Source organism: Streptomyces sp. NBC_00335 (assembly GCF_036127095.1).
Taxonomy (GTDB): domain Bacteria; phylum Actinomycetota; class Actinomycetes; order Streptomycetales; family Streptomycetaceae; genus Streptomyces.
Window position 1 is genome coordinate 2,186,350 of the sequence record NZ_CP108006.1, and the last position, 21,275, is coordinate 2,207,624.

A 21,275-nucleotide genomic window follows, 5' to 3' on the forward strand; every position below is an offset into this window, starting at 1 on the left:
TGCGGACCGGGCCGGCCCAGGCCGTGCTAGTCGAGGTAGTCGCGCAGCACCTGGGACCGGGACGGGTGACGGAGCTTCGACATGGTCTTCGACTCGATCTGGCGGATGCGCTCACGGGTGACCCCGTAGACCTTGCCGATCTCGTCGAGGGTCTTGGGCTGTCCGTCCGTGAGGCCGAAGCGCATCGAGACCACGCCCGCCTCGCGCTCGCTCAGGGTGTCGAGCACCGAGTGCAGCTGCTCCTGCAGGAGCGTGAAGCTCACGGCATCGGCCGGCACGACCGCTTCGGAGTCCTCGATGAGGTCTCCGAACTCGCTGTCGCCGTCCTCGCCCAGCGGGGTGTGCAGGGAGATCGGCTCGCGGCCGTACTTCTGGACCTCGATGACCTTCTCGGGGGTCATGTCGAGTTCCTTGGCCAGCTCCTCCGGGGTGGGCTCGCGGCCCAGGTCCTGGAGCATCTGGCGCTGGACACGGGCCAGCTTGTTGATGACCTCGACCATGTGCACCGGGATGCGGATGGTGCGGGCCTGGTCGGCCATGGCCCGGGTGATCGCCTGCCGGATCCACCAGGTGGCGTACGTGGAGAACTTGTAGCCCTTGGTGTAGTCGAACTTCTCCACGGCGCGGATCAGACCCAGGTTGCCCTCCTGGATGAGGTCCAGGAAGAGCATGCCGCGGCCGGTGTAGCGCTTGGCGAGGGAGACCACGAGGCGGAGGTTGGCCTCCAGCAGGTGGTTCTTGGCGCGGCGGCCGTCCTCGGCGATGATCTCCAGCTCGCGCTTGAGCTTGGGCGCCAGCTTGTCGGAGTTGGCGAGCTTGTCCTCGCCGAAGAGTCCGGCCTCGATGCGCTTGGCGAGCTCGACCTCCTGCTCGGCGTTGAGGAGGGGGACCTTGCCGATCTGCTTCAGGTAGTCCTTGACGGGGTCGGCGGTGGCGCCGGCCACGGCGACCTGCTGGGCCGGGGCGTCGTCCTCGTCGTCCGAGATGACGAAGCCCTTGCTCTCGGCGCCCTCCTCCTCGTCCTCGGACTCGGCCTTGGCTGCCCCGGGGCCTTCTTCAGCGGTCTCTTCGTCGCCCGCTTCGTCGGCGTCCTTCTTGGCGGCGGTCTTCTTCGCCGCCGTCTTCTTGGCCGCGGTCTTCTTGGCGGGCGCGGCCTTCTTCGCCGCCGTCTTCTTCGCCGCGGTCTTCTTGGCGGCGGGCTCGGTCGCGGTCCCCTCCGCGAGGGCGTCGGCTTCGACGGGCTCCGGCTGCGCCGCCCCGGCCCCCGTGTCCGCAGCGGCCGCGGCGGGCGCGGCCGCCGTCTTGGCGACGGGCTCGGTGGCCGTCCGCTTGACGGGGCTCTTCGCTGCGACGCTCTTGCGGGTGGTGCGCTTGGGCGACTCCGCGGCACTGACCATCAGCGTCACACCCTCTTCCTCGAGGATCTGGTTGAGGCTGCGCAGAACATTCTTCCACTGGGTCGCAGGAATCTGGTCAGCCTCGAAGGCCCGACGCACGTCATCGCCGGCGATCTGCCCCTCGGCCTTGCCCCGCTCGATGAGCGCCATCACAGACTCGGAATCGGCGATCTCCGGCGGGAGCGTACGGGATGTGCTGGCCGACACGAACAACCTCTCGGAACGATGGAAACGGCTTCCGACCCCGGCCTGGTGGTGCTGGACCGGAGCCGACGACCACCGACTGGGGATGGGCCGGGGGCGCGGGCAGGGGCCGGGGAGCTATACAGCACCCGCAAGGGCACTGTCTTCCCTCCGTCGGCCATCACCTCTTAGGTCATCGCGTGACCTCGCGGAGCGTTACGCCCAATCTTCGTGGCCCGAGTCACACCCTGTTTGATGCCATGCCGGTCATACCGTTATTTCTGCACGTCCGGTGTGTCCGAACACGCCCCGTTTCGCGGGCCGGACGACTCCCCGGAAGCGGAGTCCCGGCGGCCGCGGACCGGAGCCGGGAGCCGGCCGGGGCCGAGGGACCCGGACGGGGAGCCGGACTCCGCTGCCGCCGGCCCCTCCCCGGACCGGGTCCGGGGGTGCCGCTCGGGACCGGCGGCCCATCCAAGACACGTCCACGCCCGCGCTTGTGAGCTGCGGCCCGTCAGTGCTCGCGCGGGGCGGGAACCACGCGCTCGACCTCCGGATGCACCGTCAAAAGCTGGCGCATGGCGTTCTCCGCGCCGATCGCGTCGCCGGCGGCGAGGGCCTCGACCATGCGCGCGTGGTGCGCGACGCAGGTCTCGCTGGGACGGTCGCAGGAGGTGACGGGACTGCCGGACACCTGCAGGGCGGCGGAGACGATGCCGGAGAGGTGCTCCAGCATGCGGTTGGCCGCGACCTGGATGAGCAGGGCGTGGAACTCGTTGTCCGCACGCGCGAAGGTGATCGAATCGCCCTGGCCGAGGGCGTGTCCCATGATCTCGACCATGTCGGCGAGGCGCTGCTGGATCTCCGGGCGGCCGTGGCCCGCGGCGAGGCGGGCGGCGAGCGGCTCGATGGTCCAGCGCAGCTCGCCCAGCTCGCGGCGCTGGTCGTCGCGCTGCGGGCCGAAGGCGCGCCACTCGATGATGTCGGGGTCGAGCAGGTTCCAGTCGGCGACCGGGCGGACCCGGGTGCCGACGTTGGGGCGGGCGCTGACGAGGCCCTTGGCCTCGAGGACCCGCAGGGATTCGCGGACGACGGTGCGGGAGACCTCGAAACGCTGTCCGATCTCCTCGGGAACCAGCGGGCGGTCCGCGCCGAGGTCGCCGGAGACGATCATCTGGCCGAGCTGCTGGACGAGTTGGCCGTGCAGGCCGCGTCCGCGGCTGCCCGCGGCGCGGCGGCCGACCCGGCTCAACTCGACGTCGGATCCGTCCCAGTGGGGCACTCCCACCCGGTCGGCCCCCGAGGCCTCCGGGTAGGGGTAGCGGTCGAGTTCGCCCGCGCCGGCGAGGCCGGAATCGGCATGGCGGGCGGCGGTCATCATGGTGTGCGCAAGGGTACTCACGAATCCTTTGTCGGCCGTGTCTCCGCGACCCTTGAGGTCTTTGGTGAAAAGCACACGAAAGGGTGATCGGTGCCACCTACGCAATTGACGACTTATCGTAAAGAACCGGGCCTTTTGCAGGGACTTGTGGTCCGTGGGGCTTGATGTGAACCACAACGGTCCCGTTGGGTCCGGACCGGCGCCGGAACGATCACCAACGATCCCTCACAAACGGACGCGGCCGCGCAGTCCTGTGAACCCATAGGCGCACAACAGGACCATCAGCGACAACACCAGCGCGGTGCCGACGGGTTGGGCCATCACCCGGATCGCTCCGAGGACCACCCGGTCCGCCTCCGGCGGCCACTGCGCCCAGGCCAGGCCGCGCAGCCGCTCCGCGAGTCCGCTGACCGGGTACGCGGACGGGCCGTCCAGGGCCTTGCGCACCAGCGGTACGACCATCACCGGTACGGCGAGCACCGCGGCCAGACCGGCGGAGGCGGACCGGAAGACGCCGGAGGCCAGGACTCCGGACCAGGCGCAGCCGATGAGCAGCCCCGCCCAACTCGCGGCCGGGGAGACCCACTCCGCGGGCATACGGAGCGGCCCGCCGCCGAACACCAGTGTCAGGGCGGCGGCGTCGGCGGTCACGGCGAGGGCGCCGAGCAGCAGCGCCACGGCGGCGCTGACCCCGAGTTTCGCCGTGAGCAGCCCGAGCCGGCGCGGGACGGTGCCGCGGTCGGCGGCGAGCGCGGGATGGCGGTACTCCTCGCCGAAGGCCAGGGCTCCGAGCAGTCCGGCGCCGAGCGCCGCGGGCGGCAGCGGGAGCAACTCCGGCCAGGCGGCGAGCAACCGGTTCTGCGGGGTGTGGCCGATCCGGGCCAGGACCAGCGCCGTGACGACGGAGACGGCGACGACGAAGGCGGCGGTGAGTGCGGGGGTGGCGGTGCCGAAGAGCCGGTGCAGCTCGTAGCGCAGGGGTCGCAAGGGGCCGCCGAGCCGGCGCACGGGCGAGGCGGGCAGCCCTGTGCGCGGGGGGCGGGGCCGGTCTGCGACGCCCGCTGCGGGCGCGGCCGGCGTTGCGTCGGCGGCCGTGGCCCGGGCTCCGGATCCGGCGCGGTCCCGGGCGCGCGGCAGTGACGGCGGCGCTCCCGCGTCGCCGGTCTCGTCGGCGAGTTGGTGGACGAGCACACCGTGCCGGAAGGCGGCTTCGCCGACCTCGGCGCAGTTGCTGCCGTAGACGGACAGCCGGCTGCCGCTCTCCTCCACGATCTCCACCGTGCGCTGGGCGGCCCGCGCTTCCCGGCCCAGCACGTCGGCCAGCCGGGCGGCGTGCGGGGTGCGCACGGCGACCCGCGGCCGGAGCCGGGTCCGGGCGAACTCGGCGGCGTCCTGGTCGGCGACGAGCCGGCCCGCCTCGATGCTCACGACCCGGTCCGCGCTGCGGGCGGCCTCCTTCGCGTCGTCGGTGGTGAAGAGCACCGCGCCGCCGAGGGAGGCGTGGCCGCGCAGCAGCCCGTGCAGCCAGCTCCGTTCGCGGGGCGAGAGCCCGGCGGCGGGCTCGTCGAGGAGGAGCGTGCAGGGGTCCGCGAGGAGGGCGGCTGCCAGCGCGACCCGGCGCTCCATGCCGAGCGAGAGCGAACCGAGCCGCTGATCGCGCAGTCCCGCGACGCCGACGACGTCCAGCATGGTGTCGGCCCGCGCGGCCGGCACGCCGGCGGCGGCGCAGAGCATCCGCAGCTGGCCGCGCACGGTGCGCGAGGGGTTGCCGGGGAGATCGCCGAGGAGCACGCCGACCTCGCGGCCCGGATGCGGGATCCGGTGCAGGGGGCGCCCGCGGAAGTAGGTGACTCCGCGGCCCGGTTCGAGTTCGAGCATGAGCCGCAGTGCGGTGGTCTTGCCCGAGCCGGGCTCGCCGAGCAGTGCGGTCACGCTCCCGGGGCGGGCCTCGAAGGTGAGGTCGTCCACGAGGGGCGGGAGGTTTCGACGGGGGGCGCTGGTGAGTCCGATGGCCTGGAGCATCGCTTCTCTCGCGGGGGGTGAGACCGCTCTGCGGCAGGATGAATACCGCTAACAAGATAACGCGATATGTCCGATATAAGGCGCAGGTCGTCCCGATCCACGCCCGTGTCGGCGCCGAGGCAGCTGCCCGCGGGGGCGCGGGCCCGGACACCCGCCGGGGTACCGGCCCGGGTGGCGCCCCGGGGCCCGTGCGGGGCGCTGGGGCCTCAGACCTCCGGGCGCAGCATCGGCGGGTTGAGCAGCGTTGCCCCGCCGGCGCGGAACAGCTGGGCGGGACGGCCACCCTGACGTGTCGTCGTCCCCCCGGCCGGCACCAGGAACCCGGGGGTGCCGGTGACCTTGCGGTGGAAGTTGCGGGGGTCGAGGGCGACTCCCCAGACCGCTTCGTAGACCCGGCGCAGCTCACCGACGGTGAACTCGGGCGGGCAGAAGGCGGTGGCCAGCGAGGAGTACTCGATCTTCGAGCGGGCCCGCTCGACCCCGTCGGCGAGGATCTGCTCGTGGTCGAAGGCGAGTCCGGCGCCGGTCTGGCCGTCCGTGGACAGGAGCTCGTCGACGGGGGCCCAGCGCGCACTGTTGGCATCGCCGCCGGCCCGGGGTGCGGGCAGGTCCGGAGCCAGCACCAGATGCGCCACGCTGACGACACGCATGCGCGGATCCCGCTTCGGGTCGCCGTAGGTCGCGAGCTGTTCGAGATGCGCCCCGTTGCCCACGTCCGGAGCGGCCGGATCGTGGGCGCAGAGGCCGGTCTCCTCGGAGAGCTCGCGGGCCGCGGCCGCCGACAGGTCCTCGTCCCCGCGCACGAAACCGCCGGGCAGCGCCCAGCGTCCCTGGAACGGCTGCTCACCCCGTCGGATGACCAGCGCGCAGAGCGCATGGCGCCGCACGGTGAGCACGACCAGGTCGACGGTGACGGCGAAGGGCGGAAAGGCCGACGGGTCGTAGGGCGACATGCCGCGATCATAGTCGTCTGCCTGACGATAAACAGAGCTTTGGAGATCTTCGGACCACGGAACCGGCCACGGAAGCGGAAGCCCGGGCCCGATGCCTCCCGATCGGCAGGGCGACCCCTGCCCGCCCGCCTGTCCGCCCCGGCCACAGCACTAGCCGCCCAGTTGCAGCGCATCGGCGGCCTCCTCCACCATGCCCAGGCCCAGTCTGCTGATCCGGACGGCGAAGGGTTCCCCCGAAACCCTCAGTCCGGAGAGGCGGAGCCCGCCGAGCGGGGCGCCGGGAAGCGGTACGAGGGCGACCGTGCCGGCGGGGGCGTCCGGGCGGATCCCGGCCAGGGCGGTCAGTGCGTGGATCCCGGCGGCAGCCGCGACCGCCGCCGGACGGCAGGCCGCGGGGTGCGGAAGCGGGGCGCTGCCCGCGGTGCGCTGCTCGGCGGCGTACATCTCGGGGAGGCGGTACCCGAAGCCCTCCGCCGCGTCCAGCAGGCCCCGCAGCAGCCCCGTGGCCTCCTTCTCGAAGCCCGCCTGGGCCAGGCCCGCCACGGCGACCGCGCTCTCGTACGGCCGTACCGCGCCCGAGCGGTACCCGAACGGGTTGTGCCCCGGCTCGCGGACCGCCATGCTCCGCAGCCCCCAACCGGAATCCATGGCGGGGGCTCCGAGCAGCCGGGCCAGCTGTTCGGTGCGGACCCGGTCGAGCAGCCCCGGCGCGAGCCGGCCGCCCCCGAGCAGCCCGGTGTCCAGCAGGTGGGCGGCGGCCCCCGTCAGCCGGGGCAGGGGCCGCCCGTCGGGATGCAGGGCCGCCGCGGGCCGGCCGCCATCGGGGCCGTCGACCCAGAACCGGGCTGCGAACCGCTCCCGCAGCCCGGCGGCCCGCTCCCGCCACTCCTCGGCTCCGGGCCGACCGCACCCGGCGAGCAGGTCGGCCCCGAGGAGCGCGGCGCGATGGGCGTGGGCCTGGGTTTCACAGCGCCGCGGTCCCGGATCGGGATCGGCCAGGAAGCCGTCCTCCCCGAAGGCGCCCCGGATCCACTCCAGGCACCGCTCGGCGGCGGGGAGCAGCTCGGCCACCTCCGCCTCGGGCATCCCCCAGAGCCGGGCTTCGGCGAGGACCGCGGGGAAGGCGAGCGTCGCCTCGGTCCCGGTGCATCCCGGGGGCAGCTGTGGCCCGGCCCCGCGGAGCGGCCCCGGGATCTTCCCCGCGTCGGCGCCCCGCGCCCCGGTCTGGGTCCGGGCCAGGATGCGCAGGGTCGCGGCGGCCAGTCCGGTGCCGAGCGGGAGCGCCATGCGGGCGGCCCACAGGGATTCGGCCGGGGCCAGTCCGAGCCGCCACGGCACTCCGGCCGCCGCGTAGCTGTCGGCCGGTTCCTTCGGATCCCTGAGCAGCAGTGCGCCCAGGTCCTGCACGCTCGTGCGCATCCACGCCTCGGCCCGCGGGTCGTCTCCCTCCGCTCTGGCATCGTCGGACAGCGGATTGGCCACCTGGCCGGCGGGGGCGCGCGCCCCTCGGTCCCGGGTGGTCCGCAGCTCGATGGTGCGGGATTCGCCGGGGCGCAGTTCGAGCTGCCAGCGCAGCAGCCCGGCCGAGGCCAGCGCGTCGTCCGGCGGCGGCTCCGCAGCCGTGACGGCCTGGGCCTCGCCCTTGGTCCAGCGCAGTCCGGCGGCGTGCACCGCGGCGGGCAGCTCCGGCCCGGCCCGGCCTGCGGCCACCTCGGCCAGCTCCGCCAGGTCGGTGCCCAGCGAGACCTCCACCGGGATCCGCAGGGACCGGACGGTGAAGCTGCGCAGGGTGATCCGCTCGGTACCGTCGGCGTGCCGGATCCGCTCGACCCCGACGTCGGGATCGGGCCCGGGCTCCGCTCCGGTCCGCACGGTCGCGGTGAAGGAGGCCCGGTCGGCGCCGAGGCTACGGGCCTGGACCGCGACCGGGTCCCGGCCGGCGACGCGCAGCACGCAGCGGGACAGCAGCCGGAGCCCGGCGCGGTAGATCCCGTCGACCCCCTGCCCGGTGAGCTGGCCGTGCTCGGGCGAGATGACCATGCACGGCGCGGCGACGCAGATGACGGCACCGTGCACGGGCGGCAGGTCGGCCCTGCCGGAGGGGGCCCTGCCGGAGGGGGCAGCGCGGGAGGGGGCCAGGCGGGCTGGGGGTACGGGGTGGGACATGGGTCGCCTTGTCTGCGCTCCGGGTGGATCGGCTGGGCGGCGGCGCGGCCGGGTCCCCACCACCCCCCAGCGCAACGCCCCCGCCCCCGCCCGGGTCACGGGCCCCGGTGGGGGCTGCGCCCGGCGGAGCATCGGCCGTCGCGGTGGCCGTCGCCGCAGGACCGCTCGCGCCCCTTCCCGCAGCCACCCCGGGAGCGCGGACCCACCGCCCTCGCCCCGGCCCGCACAGCCGCCTCCAGCTCGGCCCCGGCCCCTGCCCCTGCCCTGACTCATGCCCCGACCCATGCCACTGCCCGCGCCCCTGCCCCCATCCCAGCCCCAGCCCCGTCCGCGCTTCACTGCTCGCTCCCCGCGGTGCTGCCGGACTCGCGGCGGCTGCTCTTCCTGCCCGGGCGGCCGGGTGGCCTGGTGACGGCGCCCGCCCGCCGGGGTCCTGCGGGCAGGCGCCCCCGGCGCGGCTCCCGTCGCCGCCGCTCCTCCCGCAGGCACTCCCGCAGCCCCTCCGGGTCGATCCCCTCGTTGCAGGCGTGGTGGAGCAACTGCGCGAAGCGGTACCCGTCGTCCGCCCGCAGGGCCAGCCCGAGGGCGATCCGGGCCGTCGGCTCGTCCCCGGTGGACCAGGAGACCCAGCCCGCCAGGGTGAGGGGAGCCGCCGCGTGCTCCCCGTAGGCCCCGACGCAGCGCCGGGCCAGGGCCCGCCACAGCCGCAGGGCGGGCGCCGCCTCCTCGCCCTCCATCCACTCGGCGGCGATATCGCGGATCTCGCGGTCCTGGAGCCCGAGGATCAACGAGGCGGCCTCGTCGTGGCCCAGCAGCGCGTCGTCCCGGGCATCGGCTCCGGGGCCGCCTTCGGCAGGCGGGGCGAGGGTCATGCGCTGGATCAGCGCGCGGGCGAGCAGGACGGTCTCGGCCCCCACCTCCTCACGGGTGGCCCCGTCGAGGATCTTCGGCACCAGCGCGACGGCCGCACGGTCCAGGGCGCCCTCCATCTCGACGGCCACCGTCCCGCGCAGTGGTGTCAGCCTGTGCTCGATCTCCCGGAGGGAACCGCGCACCTGGAGTCCGGCGAACGTGGCCGCGGCGGCCATGACCGAGGTGCCGGGCGCGGCCAGCGCGCTGCCCTCCGCGGGGCAGCACCGCTCGTCCGGGCAGCAGTAGGACCAGTACCGTCCGGCGGAGAGGCACAGGGCCTCCAGTACCGGGACGTCCAAGGCCCCGCAGGCCAGCCGGATCCGCTGGGCGAGCGGGCGCAGCCTGGTCATCACCCGCTGCGCGCTGTCGCCGGGGTGCGGGTCCTGGCAGAGGAAGACGATGATGCCGTCGGGCCTGGCTCCGCGTCGCACACTGCCGCGGATCAGACAGTCGGCGACCTGCCGGGCGGTGTCCTCCCATTCCTCGGGGGCGGCGGGAATGCCCACCCTGAGCCGGCCGCCGAAGCGGCCGGCCTCCCCGTGGACCGCGACCATGACGAGGGAGTCGCTCGGATGGAAGCCGAGCATGTAGGGCAGCGCGTCGGCCAGTTCGGCCGGACTGCGCAGGGTGATCCGGGACGCGTCCACACCGCCGGGCGGGCTGGTGGACGAGGGGTCGGACGGGATGCGTGCTGCTTCGTGGTTGTTCGTCATGTCCCGAAGGTCCCGTGTCCGGCCGAATCGGGAAACCCCTGTGGATAACTCCCGAACGTACGCCGAACGACCAACAGCAACAGCATGCCGACGGCGCCATCAGGCGCCGTCGGCACATGAAGCGGCACATGAAGACGATGCGACGCGAGGCAATGCAATGCGAGGCAATGCGAGGCAATGCGTCGCACCGCGGACTACCGCGGCGCGTACACCCGCTTGTGCCCGAACAGCCCCGCCAGCCGGTACGGACCGGTGGTTTCCTCGGGCGCCGGATGGTCTCCACCGTCGACCGGGAAGGCCTGCTCGTGGCGTTCCCGGTAGTCGGCGTAGTCGATGTCCTGGCGCCGGGCGATCGCCTCGCGGTGCTGCTCGGACCGCAGGTGCGACCGATAGCCCGGGACGGGGACGCCGGCGAAGAACTCGCCGACGCTGCCCGACCCGTAGCTGAGCAAGCCGATGGCCTGGCCCGTCAGATCGTCGGCGTCGTCGAGCAGCGCGGCCAGTCCGAGGTACACCGACGCCGTGTAGCTGTTCCCGATGGCTTCGTTGTAGGCCGTCGTCTGCCCGACGGCGCGGACCACTGCGGCCTCGTCGACTTCCTGTCCGCAGGTTTCGAGCAGGTGCCGGTGCGCCTTGTAGGCCATCTTCGTGAACGGCTGGTGATAGCAGAACGCGGCGAACTCACCGAGTGGACGGCCGCCCTGCTCGGCGTAGTCCTTCCACGCACCGTCCATCGCCTGCAGGTACGCGGAGACGGACTCCTTCCCGTCGACCAGGGCGGTGGTGAGGTAGTTCGGCCGCCAGAAATCCATGATGTCGGCGGTGAACACCCCCGACGGTTCCTCGATGCGCACCAGAGCGGGATCCGCGCTGATCAGCATGGCCACCGCCGCAGCCCCCTGGGTGGCCTCGCCCGGCTTGTCCAGCTCGTACTTCGAGACGTCGCTGGCGATCACGAGGACCTGCTGCGAGGGGTCGCGGTGGACGAGGCCGATGGCGAACTGCAGGGCCGCGGTTCCGCCGTAGCAGGCTTGCTTGAGCTCGACGACCCTGGTGGCGGAGGGCATGGCCAGCAGCGAGTGCACGTGGATGCCTGCCGCCTTCGCCTGATCGACGGACGACTCCGTGGCGAAGACGACGGTCCGGATCCGGTCGGTGCCGTGCCGGGCGAGGATGGGAGCGGCAGCGGTCGCCGCCATCGTCACGATGTCCTCGTCGGCGGCGGGCACGCTCATCGAGCGCTGGCCGATGCCCACGTGGTACTTGCCCAGCTCGGTGCCGTTGTAGGCGGCCAATGTCTCGTGCGTCAGGGCGAACCGGCCCGTGGCGAACGAAAGGTCGTGGATTCCGACCGCGAGATCCCTGGGCATCTCTACCGTCCGATCTTCGCGGTCGCGGTGGCGGTGGCGGTCGTGTTCACAGTCGCGGTCGCGGTCGCGGTCGCGGTCGCGGTCGTGTTCACGGTCGTGTTCTTGCGCTCCAAAGCGACGTGCGCCCTCATGAGTTCGCCGGGATTGGTCTGCGCCGCCATGAGGGAGAGTTCGCCGCACAGCACGGTCGCGGCCACCATGACCGCGAGGCGCCGGGCGTTCTCGCCGGGCTCGCGCTCCTCTCGGCAGCCCAGCCGCGCCAGGTTCTCCTCGACGAAGCCGAGTCCCTTTCCGTTGCCTACCGTTCCGACGATCAGGTTCGGCATGGTGCAGGAGAAGTACAGGTCGCCGTCCCGGTCCTCGGCCACGGTCACGCCCTGTGAGCCTTCGACGATGTTGGCCGCGTCCTGGCCCGTCGCCAGATAGAACCCGAGCAGCATGTTCGCGTAATGGGCGTTCGCCGAGCGGATCCCGCCGGCGAGCAGGGTGCCGATCAGGTTCTTGCGCACGTTCAGCTCGGCTATCGCGGCGGCCGAGGTGTGCAGCACGTCGCGGACGATCTCGCGCGGTACGAGCAGCTCGGTGACCACGTTCTTGCCGCGGCCGAGAATGCCGTTGATCGCGGTGGCCTTCTTGTCGGTGCAGTAGTTCGCGGAGATCGAGCCGTACGAGATCCCCGGAATGGCGCCCAGGATGTGGGTCAGGAGCGCGTCCGCGGCCAGCGTCGCCATGTTGTGACCGGAGGCGTCGCCGGTGCTGAACTCGAACCGGAGGAAGAGCAGGTTGGCCACGATCTCGTGGCGGAACCCGATCAGTTCGACGAACCGGCCGCAGGTGCGCACGACCGCGCGCAGCTCGTCGAACCGCGCGTCGACTTCGAGCGCCGCCAGGTACGCGGTCTGCGCGTCCTCGGCCGTGACCAGTACCGAGCGCGTCATCCGCTCGTCGATGAGGGTGGCGACGATTCCCTGCTCGACCAGCATGGAGATCTTCGCTCCGCGGCCGACGGAGGGCCACAGGGGCGACTCGTACGTGGCGAGCGGTACTTCCGTCTCGGTGGTCGCCACGTTCCCCGAAATCCTCAGGGGTCCCACCCATTTCATGGGAACGCCGGCTACCTCGTGCGTGTCGTTCATCGGGTGCCTCCAACCGTCTCGTGAGCGGTGTCGTAGGAGCGGGAGCGTGTGGCCAGCCGCCGGGTGTCGATTCCCCGGTCGGCGCAGAACGCGCGCAGGTCGCCGTGGACGAGCACGTCGCATCGCCTCAGGTCGGACGGGGTGCGCGCGCCCAGAGCGGTCATCAGGGCTTCCACCTGATCGAGCCACGTGGTGATCTGGGTGATCAAGGCGGACGGGCCGCCGTCGAGAACGGTCCGGAGGAACCCTCCGGACACGCCCACGGCGGCGGCGCCGAGCGCCAGTCCGCGCACCACGTCGAGTGGGTTGCGGACCCCGCCGGAGGCCAGCACCGGGATGCCGGCGTTCTGGGAATCCAGCAGGCAGGCGGGAGCGGACTGGCCCCAGCCGTTGAGGTAGGAGTAGTCGGCGTGCTTGCGCCGGTCGTTCTCGATGCGCGCGAAGTCCGTGCCGCCGCGGCCGGCGACGTCGGCCACGCGCACGCCCATGTCCCGCAGCGCCGATACGGTTTCGCGGCTCAGTCCGAAGCCGACTTCCTTGACGATGACGGGTACGTCGGCTCCGACTCCGTCCACGATCTTCTCGATCTGCGGTCCCCAGGAGGAGAAGGACCGGTCGCCTTCCGGCATGACCGTTTCCTGGATGACGTTGAGGTGGATCTGCAGGGCGTCCGCCCGCAGCAGGTCGACGGCCCGTCGCGCCTTGTCCACGGAGGCATTGGCGTTGATGTTCGCCATGACGAACCCGTCCGGGTTCTCCCGGCGCAGGACGCTGAAGGTGTCGGCCACGGCCTCGTCGGCGAAGAACGCGCTCATGGAGCCCGTCGCGATGGGCACGCCGGTCTCACGGGCGGCGATCGCCAGATCCCGGTTGATGGCGCCCGTCCGTACGCTGCCGCCGGTCATCGCGTTGATGTACAGCGGCACCTTCCACTCCATGCCGCCGAACCGCGTGACCAGGGAGGCATCGGACCGGTCGATGCCGGCCAGGGCATGGTGGACGAAGGACACCTCGTCGAACTGGTTGTATCCGCCCAGGTGGCGTTGTTGTTCGGCGGCGAACCGCACGTGGTCGTCCTTGCGCTCAGCGATCATGCTGCGCTCCCTTTCGTCGACTGGAGACGGATCGGCACGGGGAGCACCCCTGCGGCGGCCCATCCCTCGCGCAGGTGCGCGATCTGCTCCTGAGCGGTGGCGTCCAGCAGCGCGATGCCGCAGTCGCCGCCTCCGGCGCCCGACGGTTTCCCGGCGCCTCCGACGGCCTCGGCCGCATCGCACAGCGCGGTCAGTGTGGTGGTGAAGATCCCGAGCCGGACCTCCTCGTCCAGTTCGGCGAGCATCCGGCGGGCGCCCCGGACCTGCCGCAGCAGCTCGGGGCCGTCACCCCCTTCGAGTGCGCCGACCGAGGCGCGCACACATGCGTCGCTGCGCTCCACGAAGGTCCGTTGTGACGCGCTGCCCTGCCACGCGCGCTTTCCGAGGCTGCCGACCAGGGCAGTGGTGCTGGCGGGCCGGCCGGTCCAGCCCACCTCCAGCGTCAGACCGCGGGGCGCCGGCAGGCTTCGTACCCCGAACCCCGGCCACGGCGTACGGATCGACTCCTCGATGCCCCGGCGCTGCACCATGTCGAGCACGGCGGCTCGATCGGGCGCGTGGTATTCGATCCAGCCGCCCCAGACGCTCGCGGCGAGATCGCCGCCGGAGGAACCGGCGTCGAGCCGCGCCGACGCGAGCAGCGCCAGCCGGAACCGCGCGTCCTGCGACAGCTCCAAGCCGTGGTACGCGGCTACGGCGGACACCGTGGCGACCGTCACCGCGCCGCTCGATCCCAGGCCGAGCTTGGTCCCGTCGTGGTGCAGGCGGCTGCTGACCGAGACGTGGACGGGGGGTGCGGACAGGCCCCGCTCGGCCAGCAGCGCGTCGACCACGTCGATCGCCGACACGACGTGGGTGAGGCCGTCCCGCACCCGTCGTTCGTCGTCCTCGCCGAGTGGGGCGAGCCCGCCGTCGCCCCGCCGCAGTCGCGCCTGTTCCGGGCAGAGGTCGGATTCGATCACGACATCGGCGCCGTGGGACGCCGACACGGTGACGTCGACCTGCCGGTCGACCGCAGCCAGGATCGCGGGGTGGCCCGGCTGCACCACCGCGTACTCGCCGACGATGAACAGTTTGCCCGGCGCGGAGCGGCTCACGGTTCTCGTACGGGTCACTGCTCGGCCGCCGTCAGCAGCCGGGCCGCCGGCCCGCGCCGGGCGGTGAGCACCGAGCATCCCGGCGCTGCCGCCAGCAGCGTTTCGGCGACCCGGGGCGCCGCCTCGGGGTGGCAGAGCACCTTGACGTTCGGGCCGGCGTCCATGGTCGCGTAGGCCGCCACGCCGTCCTTGCGGAGCTGCAGGACGCCGTCGAGCACGGCCACCGTGGCCGGTGACAGGTAGCGCACCGCCGGCCGCGCGGCCAGCATCGTCGCGTGCATGCCGAGGGCGTTGCGCTCCGCGATCTCCCCCACCGCTTCGAGGTCGCCGCGGAGCAGGGCAGCTCGCATGTCGGTCAGGTCGCCCTTGCTGGACGTCGCCCAGGCCTGGTAGAGCGGCGAGGTCTCGACGGTCCGCCGCATGGCCGCGCGGCTGGACACGGCTTTGGGACCGGCGTTGACCAGCGCGACCACCAGGGCGGGGTCGAAGTCCGGGAGGGGCACCGGCTCGGCGTAGGAGCTGAGGTCCGCGGCCTCGCCGACGCCCTGGCCCGCGTGGCAGAGCGCGAAGCCGCCGAAGATCGACCGGGAGGCCGACGCGGACCCGCGCCGGGCGAGGCGGGAGAGGGCGGTGGGATCGAGGTCCAGCCCGTACGCGGCGGTGGCGGCGACGGCCAGGGCGGCGAACCCGCTCGCCGATGACGCCAGCCCCGCCCCGGTGGGGACGGCGTTACGGGTGTCGACGGCGGCCCTTTCACTGCGCCCGGCCAACTCCCGTACCAGGTCCAGGAAGACGATGACGCGCTCCCGCGGTTCACCCTCCGCGGGCTTTCCGTCGAGGACGACGCTGTCGGTCCGCGCCCCGGGGTCGAGCCGGACGGTGGTGTGCGTCGGGAAGACGTCCAGGGTCATCGACAGGCTGTCGACGTACGGGATGACCAGTCGCTCGTCGCGCTTCCCCCAGTACTTGATCAGCGCGATGTTCGGATGGGCGACGGCGGTCGGCCCGTGGTCGAGAAGTCCCGTCTGCGGTCCCTCCGGTCCTGTCAGCCGTGTCAGTCCCGTCAGTCCCTTAGGCACCGGCTTGTGGTCAATCGGCATGGTTTACGAACCTTCCCATCGGGACTACCCAGGTACGGACGGCGCCGGCTTCGTGGAGGCTCCGCACGGTGGCCTCTGCCTGACGCGGCTCTGCGGCCAGCGCGATCACGCAGCCCCCCAGCCCGCCGCCGCTGATCTTGGCGCCGAGGCCGCCGGCCGCGAGCGCGGCCTCGACCAGCCCGTCGATCAGGTCCGTACTGAGCCCCATCTCGTGGAGCAGCTTGTGGTTTTCCGTCATCCGCGCGCCGAAGTCGCTCGATCGGCCGCGGGCGAGGTCACGTGTGGCGGCGCGGGTCAGGCGCGACACCGCGAGGATGAAGTCCGCCTGGGTTTGCGCGTTGCGCTCGAACTTCCGCCACAGGAGCTCCACCGCCTCCTTCGTACTGCCGCTGACACCGCTGTCCGCGATGACGAACAGCCCGTCGAAGTCGTAGGGCCGGCCTTCGTCGGCGTGCTCCCCGGCCTGCTGGGAGGGAGGTGCGAGGGCGTGCCCCGGCATGGGAACGGGCAGTTCACGGGCAGTGCCGGAATGGAAGAGGAGCGGAGAGGTCGCCCCGGTGGCGAGCGCGTCGATACCGCTCGACCTGCCGTGGGCCACCTTCTCGGAAGCCTGTACGAGATCGAACACCTCGCGGGCGTCGAGCCTGCGGCTGAAGAGGTCCGCGAAGGCCAGCACGGCCGCCCGGGCGCACGCGGCGCTGGAGCCGAGCCCGCGGCCCTGCGGGATGGCGCAGTCGATGATCACCTCCACGCACACGTGGCCGCCGACGCCCGTCCTCGCCTTGAAGTCCGGGAGCAGGCGCCGCAGGCCGTCCGCGGCGAGCGGTGTCACCGGCCCCGCGCCCCGGCCCGCCAGTGCGAAGGAGACCCTGTCCGCGCCTTCGTCGGAACACCGCACTCGCCTGGCGGTCGCGGTCACCGTCAGCTGCGGAACGGGAATCGCCAGTGCCGGTGCGCCATAAACGACGGCGTGCTCGCCGAGCAGAATGGCTTTCGCGTGGGCGCGTCCACATCCGACGCGGTCGTATGCGACGTCCGGATCACTTGCCGAAAGGGTGCGGTCGGCGAAAGCAGGTGAATTCATAGGTGTCATCATCGGGCCCGCTGCGTCGCATTGACCGCCATCGCGGCGAGCTGTTCTTTCGCGGGTGTGGTGGCACTGCTGGAATCCAGTACGGCCATGGCCCGGTCGGTGCGGTGCGCGATCTGCCGCTCGATGTCGTCGACGGCTCCGACCTCGACGAATATGTCCCGCAGGGCATCGATCTCAAGGCCGGAGAGCTCGGTTCCTATTTTCGCCCGGAGGAATCCCGCCGCTTTTGCATCGCGTTCGTCCGCGCGCTTGAGCGCCGTCGCGAGCAGAACCGTTCGCTTGCCCTCCCGAAGGTCATCGCCCGAGGGCTTGCCCGTCACCGACGGGTCGCCGAACACGCCCAGCAGGTCGTCCCGGAGCTGGAACGCGATCCCGATGTCCGCCCCGAAGGCCCCGTAGGCCGCGACGAGGTCCGCCCCGGCACCGGCGATCGCGGCGCCGAACTGCAGCGGGCGCTCCACCGTGTAGGAGGCCGTCTTGTACTGGTTGACGCGCAGTGCCGAATCGATGCTCTCGTCGTCGCTCGCCTGGTTGATCACGTCGAGCAGCTGGCCGTACAGGACCTCCGAGCGCACCGCGGACCACACCGGTCCGACCCGGGCCTGCGCCTCGGCCGGCAGCCCGGACGCACGGACCATGACGTCGGACCAGGTCTGGGCCAGGTCCCCGACCAGGATGGCGGTACCGGTGCCGAAGGCCTCGGGGGCGCCGGAGAAGCCCCGCGCCCGATGCCGCTCGGCCAGGGCCACGTGCGCGGCGGGGTGACCGCGGCGGGTGTCGGACGCATCGATGATGTCGTCGTGTATCAGGGCCGAGGCGTGCAGCAGTTCGAGCCCCGCGCAGGCGGTCAGCACCGCCGTGGCACCGGGATCGTGCTGGTCGCCGCCGGCGCCGATCCAGCCCAGCCAGGCGAAGGCCGGCCGGACGCGCTTGCCGCCGCGCAGAACGTAGTTCTCCAGCTCGGCGACCACGGCCGCGAAGTCCTCGCCGAGTACGTCGGCTTCGGCTCGGCGCTGGCCGAAGAAGTCGCGGATCACGGCGTCTATGGCAGCCGTGTCCACGGCTGCGCCGAGATAGCTGACGGTCATGCTCTCATCTCCCGGTCGAGGTGACGGTCACTCTCATAATCAATCTCGTCATCGCGCGAATTCACCGAGATCGCGCCACCCGAGGAGTCCGGACTGTGAGCCCTTTCCGAATACACATCGGCCTCACCGATTTCCGCAGAAGCCCATTCATGCGCCTAAGCCACCCCACACCTGATCAGCATGCTTCGATGTTAGCCAGGGCATGCCGGTCTGCCCACTACTCACGCGAGTAGTGCCGACCGGTAGGGGGCGCTTACGGACGGGCGGGATCCCACCCAACCGAGTGAGACATTCCGCGTCGAGGAAATGCGGGGGCATAACGTGCCACGATGAGCCGCCTGCCCGAATGAATGGGAGCGCTCATCGCGCCCGGGCCGGCGCGGAAAACATCAATGCCAATGCCCACCCTCACCACGGGAGTCACCATCCGATCCATCCGATCCATCGGAATCCTCGGTACCGGCGCCTACCTCCCCCCGACCGAGGTCTCCAACGACGAGATCGCCGAACGGGCCGGCGTCACGGACGAATGGATCGTCCGCAAGACGGGCATTCGGAGCCGCCGCCGGGCGGATCCCGGCCAAGCCACGTCCGACCTCGCCGCGGCGGCTGCCGCCCGGGCCCTCGAACAGGCGGGTGTCGACCCCGGGGAACTCGCCTACATCGTCGTCGCCACGTCCACGCCCGATCACCCGCAGCCGGCCACGGCGAGCATCGTCCAGCACCGGCTCGGGGCGGTGAACGCGGCGGCCTTCGACCTCAATGCGGTGTGCAGCGGCTTCGTCTACGCGCTGACGGTCGCCGAACGGATGCTGTGCACCGAGGCGGGCGAGCGCTACGGACTGGTCATCGGCGCGGACATCTATTCCCGGATCCTCGACTACTCCGACCGCAGGACCGCCATTCTGTTCGGTGACGGCGCCGGGGCCGTCGTACTCGGCCCGGCCCCGGGCGACCGGGGCGTGTTCGCCACTTCGCTGCTCACCCGGGGCGACCGGCACGAGCTGATCAGCGTCCCGGCCGGCGGCAGCCGGATCCCGACCACGGCCGCGACACTGGACGAGGGCCTGCAGTACTTCCGGATGGACGGGCGACGGGTCCGCGAGTTCGTGCGGGACAATCTGCCCGAGGCCGTCGGAGACCTGCTGGCCGGTGCGGGCCTGGACCCGCGGGAGGTCCGCCACGTCATCGCCCACCAGGCGAACGCGGTGATGCTCCAGGAGGTCTGGCCCTCGCTCGGACTGCCCGGGGCCGGCTTCCACCTCGCCTTGGAGTCCTACGGCAACACCGGCGCGGCCTCCGTACCCATCACCCTCGACCTCGTCCACCGCGACGGCGCCCTCTGCGACGGAGACGTCGTCCTGCTCACCGGCTTCGGCGGCGGCATGTCGGTGGGCTCGGCCCTGACCCGCTGGCTGCCCACCCGGCACGCCGGGCCGGCCCGGGATCAGGCCCGGGAACCGGCTCGGGATCAGGCCCGCGCCGGGGTCCCCGCACAGTCGAGGTGAAATCTATTCGCCTTCGATCGAATAGATCGCAGCCCTACTCGAATAGATCGCGGCTCCACGTGCCAGTTCGACGCGGGTGTTGATGTCCAGCTTCCTGTAGATCTTCCTGAGGTGGTAATTCACCGTATGCGCCGACAGGTGAACCCGTTTGGCGATCTGCTGGTTCGTCATCCCCACGCTCACCAGGTACGCGATGCGGCGCTCCATGTCGGAAAGGCCGGACCAGTGGGCGGAATTGAGCGATGACACCACTCCTTCGGGCTTCGCCCGCGAGGCATCCGACGAAACCCAATCCGCGTCCCGCCTGCGGGCCGGGGCTTTCGCGCCGTAGATCTTGGCAAGCTCCTCCGTCGCCAGGGCGACCGAGAGCGGGTCCGGCGACTGCGCGATGATGCGCGACAGTACGGCCGGATCGCCGGTCACCAGAGCGTTCGCGTGCAAGGCGCTGAGGCCGACCACGGAGATGCCGGGATTGTCACCCGCGAGTCCGTCCACGGTTTCGAGCACGCTGCGCTTGAGCTCGGTGTCACCCACGTCCAGTGCGAGGCGGACCAGGAAAGCGGCGGCAGCCGGATCCTCGATGTACAGGCTCCGCTGCGTCGGCAGGTGGGCGTATGTGTCGGAGAACAGCGCGACGGCCGCCCGCGGACCCTCCCTTTTCACCGCGATGCGCACTTCGGTCCAGGCGTACTGCGGGGAATAGAGGACCGCCTGATCCGTCTCGAACTCGCCCTGCACCCGCTTCAAGCAATCGGTCGCCGCGGGCAGGTCTCCCTTGTAGAGGAAGATGGTGCTGAGCACCGAATACGCGAGGGGCCGGAATACGGGAACGGCGTCCCGATCGACGGCTTCGGTCGCCAGCTCCGCCTGCCGGCGAGCCTCCCCGACCCGGCCGGCCTGGAGGAACAACCGGGCCCGCATCGCCGCGAGGGTGGAGTCCCGGACGCGAGTGCCCCGTTCGCGCAGTCCCGCTTCGGCGTCATTGATCAGCGACTCGGCCTTTTCGAACTCGCGCAGGTTCGCGAGCTTCCCGGCCAGTGCGAGCTGGAAGTGCAGGCGCCACACGGGATCCGCCGTGGCGCCGTACCGCACCGCGGCGCGCCCCAGGCTGAGCCCTTCGCCCAGTTCCCCGGCCCGCCAGCGGGCGTTGGAGAGCGCCGTCAGCGCCATCAGCGCGGCAACGTCGCCCGTCCCGGCTCCCTGTTCCCTCAGGATCCTGGCGGAACGCTTCTCCGCTTCCTCCATGCCGAGCAGGGAGTACCCCAGGATGACGGACGCTTCCGCATCGAGCCGGGCGGGAGCCGCACTCGCGGAGCTGGAGAGAACGCGCTCCGCCGCACGGATTCCGGCCGTCGCCCTTCCGTCCATGATCAGGCTGTGGGACTTCGAGTACGCCTCACCGGATTCACCGGCTTCACGGGATTCACCGGATTCGCGGGATTCACCGGCGACCTCTTCGAACGGGCCGGTCGGCCGGTCGGCCATCCAGAGCGGGTGCCCGGTCACCCAGAACTTCTGATCGTGCGACTCCGCGCGATTCCTGGAGTGGCCCATCGCCTCGCGCTGCAATACACCCCGGGCGGGAGCCGGTATCGACTCGACGACCCCCGCCAGGAGGAAGTCGCTCTGGAATACGAGTTGGTGTTCCGCCGCGACGACGAAACCCGAGGAAATCGCCTCCTCCAGGGAAGAGAGCAGGCTGGCCGCGGATTTGTCCAGCATCCTGGAGACGTCCTCCAGCATGAAGGACCTCCCCAGGACTGCCGCAACCTTGAGGAATCGCTGGCAGTCCATGCTGAGATCGCCGAGGCGGCGCTTGACGAACGCCACCACACGGCCCGGGACCCGCCGTTCCGTCAGCCCGACCGTTCCGCCGTACTCCTTTACCAGCCCTTCCTCCACGAGCCCGGCCGCGCATTCGGCAAGCAGCCGAGAATTTCCGCCGGCATCCGCTGTGAAGTCGAGCAGCCCCTGGTCCGGTTCACCCCCCAGGATGTCCCGCAGGATCTGTTCGTCGGCAGACTCCATGAGCAATTTCGTTGCCATGACCCCGGCTTACCCC

General features: G+C 71.8%; 15 protein-coding genes. 1 reads left to right on the forward strand and 14 read right to left on the reverse strand.

Features of this window, described 5'->3' with window-relative positions:
* Positions 1-26 precede the first annotated feature (26 nt).
* The 13 genes from OHA37_RS09685 to OHA37_RS09745 form a co-directional block, all read right to left on the reverse strand.
* A complete protein-coding gene (locus OHA37_RS09685) occupies positions 27-1,610 on the reverse strand; it encodes an RNA polymerase sigma factor (protein ID WP_266903935.1) in 1,584 nt (527 codons plus the stop codon).
* Between the two features lie 484 nt (positions 1,611-2,094).
* Positions 2,095-3,036: a FadR/GntR family transcriptional regulator gene (locus OHA37_RS09690; protein WP_323182322.1), complete on the reverse strand. Its 942-nt coding sequence runs from the start codon at positions 3,034-3,036 to the stop codon at positions 2,095-2,097.
* 150 nt (positions 3,037-3,186) lie between these two features.
* A complete protein-coding gene (locus tag OHA37_RS09695) occupies positions 3,187-4,983 on the reverse strand; it encodes an ATP-binding cassette domain-containing protein (RefSeq protein ID WP_266903937.1) in 1,797 nt (598 codons plus the stop codon).
* A gap of 206 nt (positions 4,984-5,189) precedes the next feature.
* Positions 5,190-5,936 carry an NUDIX hydrolase gene (locus OHA37_RS09700; protein ID WP_250748883.1) on the reverse strand — a complete coding sequence of 249 codons (747 nt, stop codon included), beginning with the start codon at positions 5,934-5,936 and terminating at the stop codon, positions 5,190-5,192.
* A gap of 150 nt (positions 5,937-6,086) precedes the next feature.
* Positions 6,087-8,102: a glycogen debranching N-terminal domain-containing protein gene (locus OHA37_RS09705; protein WP_443046137.1), complete on the reverse strand. Its 2,016-nt coding sequence runs from the start codon at positions 8,100-8,102 to the stop codon at positions 6,087-6,089.
* A 335-nt stretch (positions 8,103-8,437) separates the two neighbouring features.
* Positions 8,438-9,727: a DUF4192 domain-containing protein gene (locus OHA37_RS09710; protein WP_266903938.1), complete on the reverse strand. Its 1,290-nt coding sequence runs from the start codon at positions 9,725-9,727 to the stop codon at positions 8,438-8,440.
* 194 nt (positions 9,728-9,921) lie between these two features.
* The gene (locus tag OHA37_RS09715) at positions 9,922-11,097 is read right to left on the reverse strand and encodes a hydroxymethylglutaryl-CoA synthase (RefSeq protein WP_266903939.1); all 1,176 of its coding nucleotides are present in this window, start codon (positions 11,095-11,097) and stop codon (positions 9,922-9,924) included.
* Positions 11,098-11,099: 2 nt separating this feature from the next.
* Positions 11,100-12,233 (reverse strand): hydroxymethylglutaryl-CoA reductase, encoded by a 1,134-nt coding sequence (locus OHA37_RS09720; RefSeq protein ID WP_266903940.1) that lies wholly within the window; start codon positions 12,231-12,233, stop codon positions 11,100-11,102.
* Complete coding sequence (fni, locus tag OHA37_RS09725; protein ID WP_266903941.1) at positions 12,230-13,327, reverse strand: type 2 isopentenyl-diphosphate Delta-isomerase; 1,098 nt, start codon at positions 13,325-13,327, stop codon at positions 12,230-12,232. The genes OHA37_RS09720 and fni overlap by 4 nt, the downstream gene beginning before the upstream one ends.
* On the reverse strand, positions 13,324-14,442 hold the full coding sequence (locus OHA37_RS09730; RefSeq protein ID WP_266903942.1) for a phosphomevalonate kinase: 1,119 nt from the start codon (positions 14,440-14,442) through the stop codon (positions 13,324-13,326). The genes fni and OHA37_RS09730 overlap by 4 nt, the downstream gene beginning before the upstream one ends.
* Positions 14,439-15,524 (reverse strand): diphosphomevalonate decarboxylase, encoded by a 1,086-nt coding sequence (mvaD, locus tag OHA37_RS09735; RefSeq protein ID WP_266903943.1) that lies wholly within the window; start codon positions 15,522-15,524, stop codon positions 14,439-14,441. The genes OHA37_RS09730 and mvaD overlap by 4 nt, the downstream gene beginning before the upstream one ends.
* Positions 15,514-16,608: a mevalonate kinase gene (gene mvk / locus OHA37_RS09740; protein WP_266903944.1), complete on the reverse strand. Its 1,095-nt coding sequence runs from the start codon at positions 16,606-16,608 to the stop codon at positions 15,514-15,516. Before mvk ends, mvaD begins: the two co-directional genes overlap by 11 nt.
* Positions 16,609-16,616: 8 nt before the next feature.
* On the reverse strand, positions 16,617-17,705 hold the full coding sequence (locus tag OHA37_RS09745; RefSeq protein ID WP_266903945.1) for a polyprenyl synthetase family protein: 1,089 nt from the start codon (positions 17,703-17,705) through the stop codon (positions 16,617-16,619).
* A gap of 398 nt (positions 17,706-18,103) precedes the next feature.
* Here OHA37_RS09745 and OHA37_RS09750 point away from each other — a divergent pair, with 398 nt between their 5' ends.
* Positions 18,104-19,213 carry a 3-oxoacyl-ACP synthase III family protein gene (locus OHA37_RS09750; RefSeq protein ID WP_266903946.1) on the forward strand — a complete coding sequence of 370 codons (1,110 nt, stop codon included), beginning with the start codon at positions 18,104-18,106 and terminating at the stop codon, positions 19,211-19,213.
* A gap of 3 nt (positions 19,214-19,216) precedes the next feature.
* Here the strand turns inward: OHA37_RS09750 and OHA37_RS09755 are convergent, their stop codons facing one another.
* Positions 19,217-21,259 carry a LuxR family transcriptional regulator gene (locus tag OHA37_RS09755; RefSeq protein WP_266903947.1) on the reverse strand — a complete coding sequence of 681 codons (2,043 nt, stop codon included), beginning with the start codon at positions 21,257-21,259 and terminating at the stop codon, positions 19,217-19,219.
* Positions 21,260-21,275: the final 16 nt, after the last annotated feature.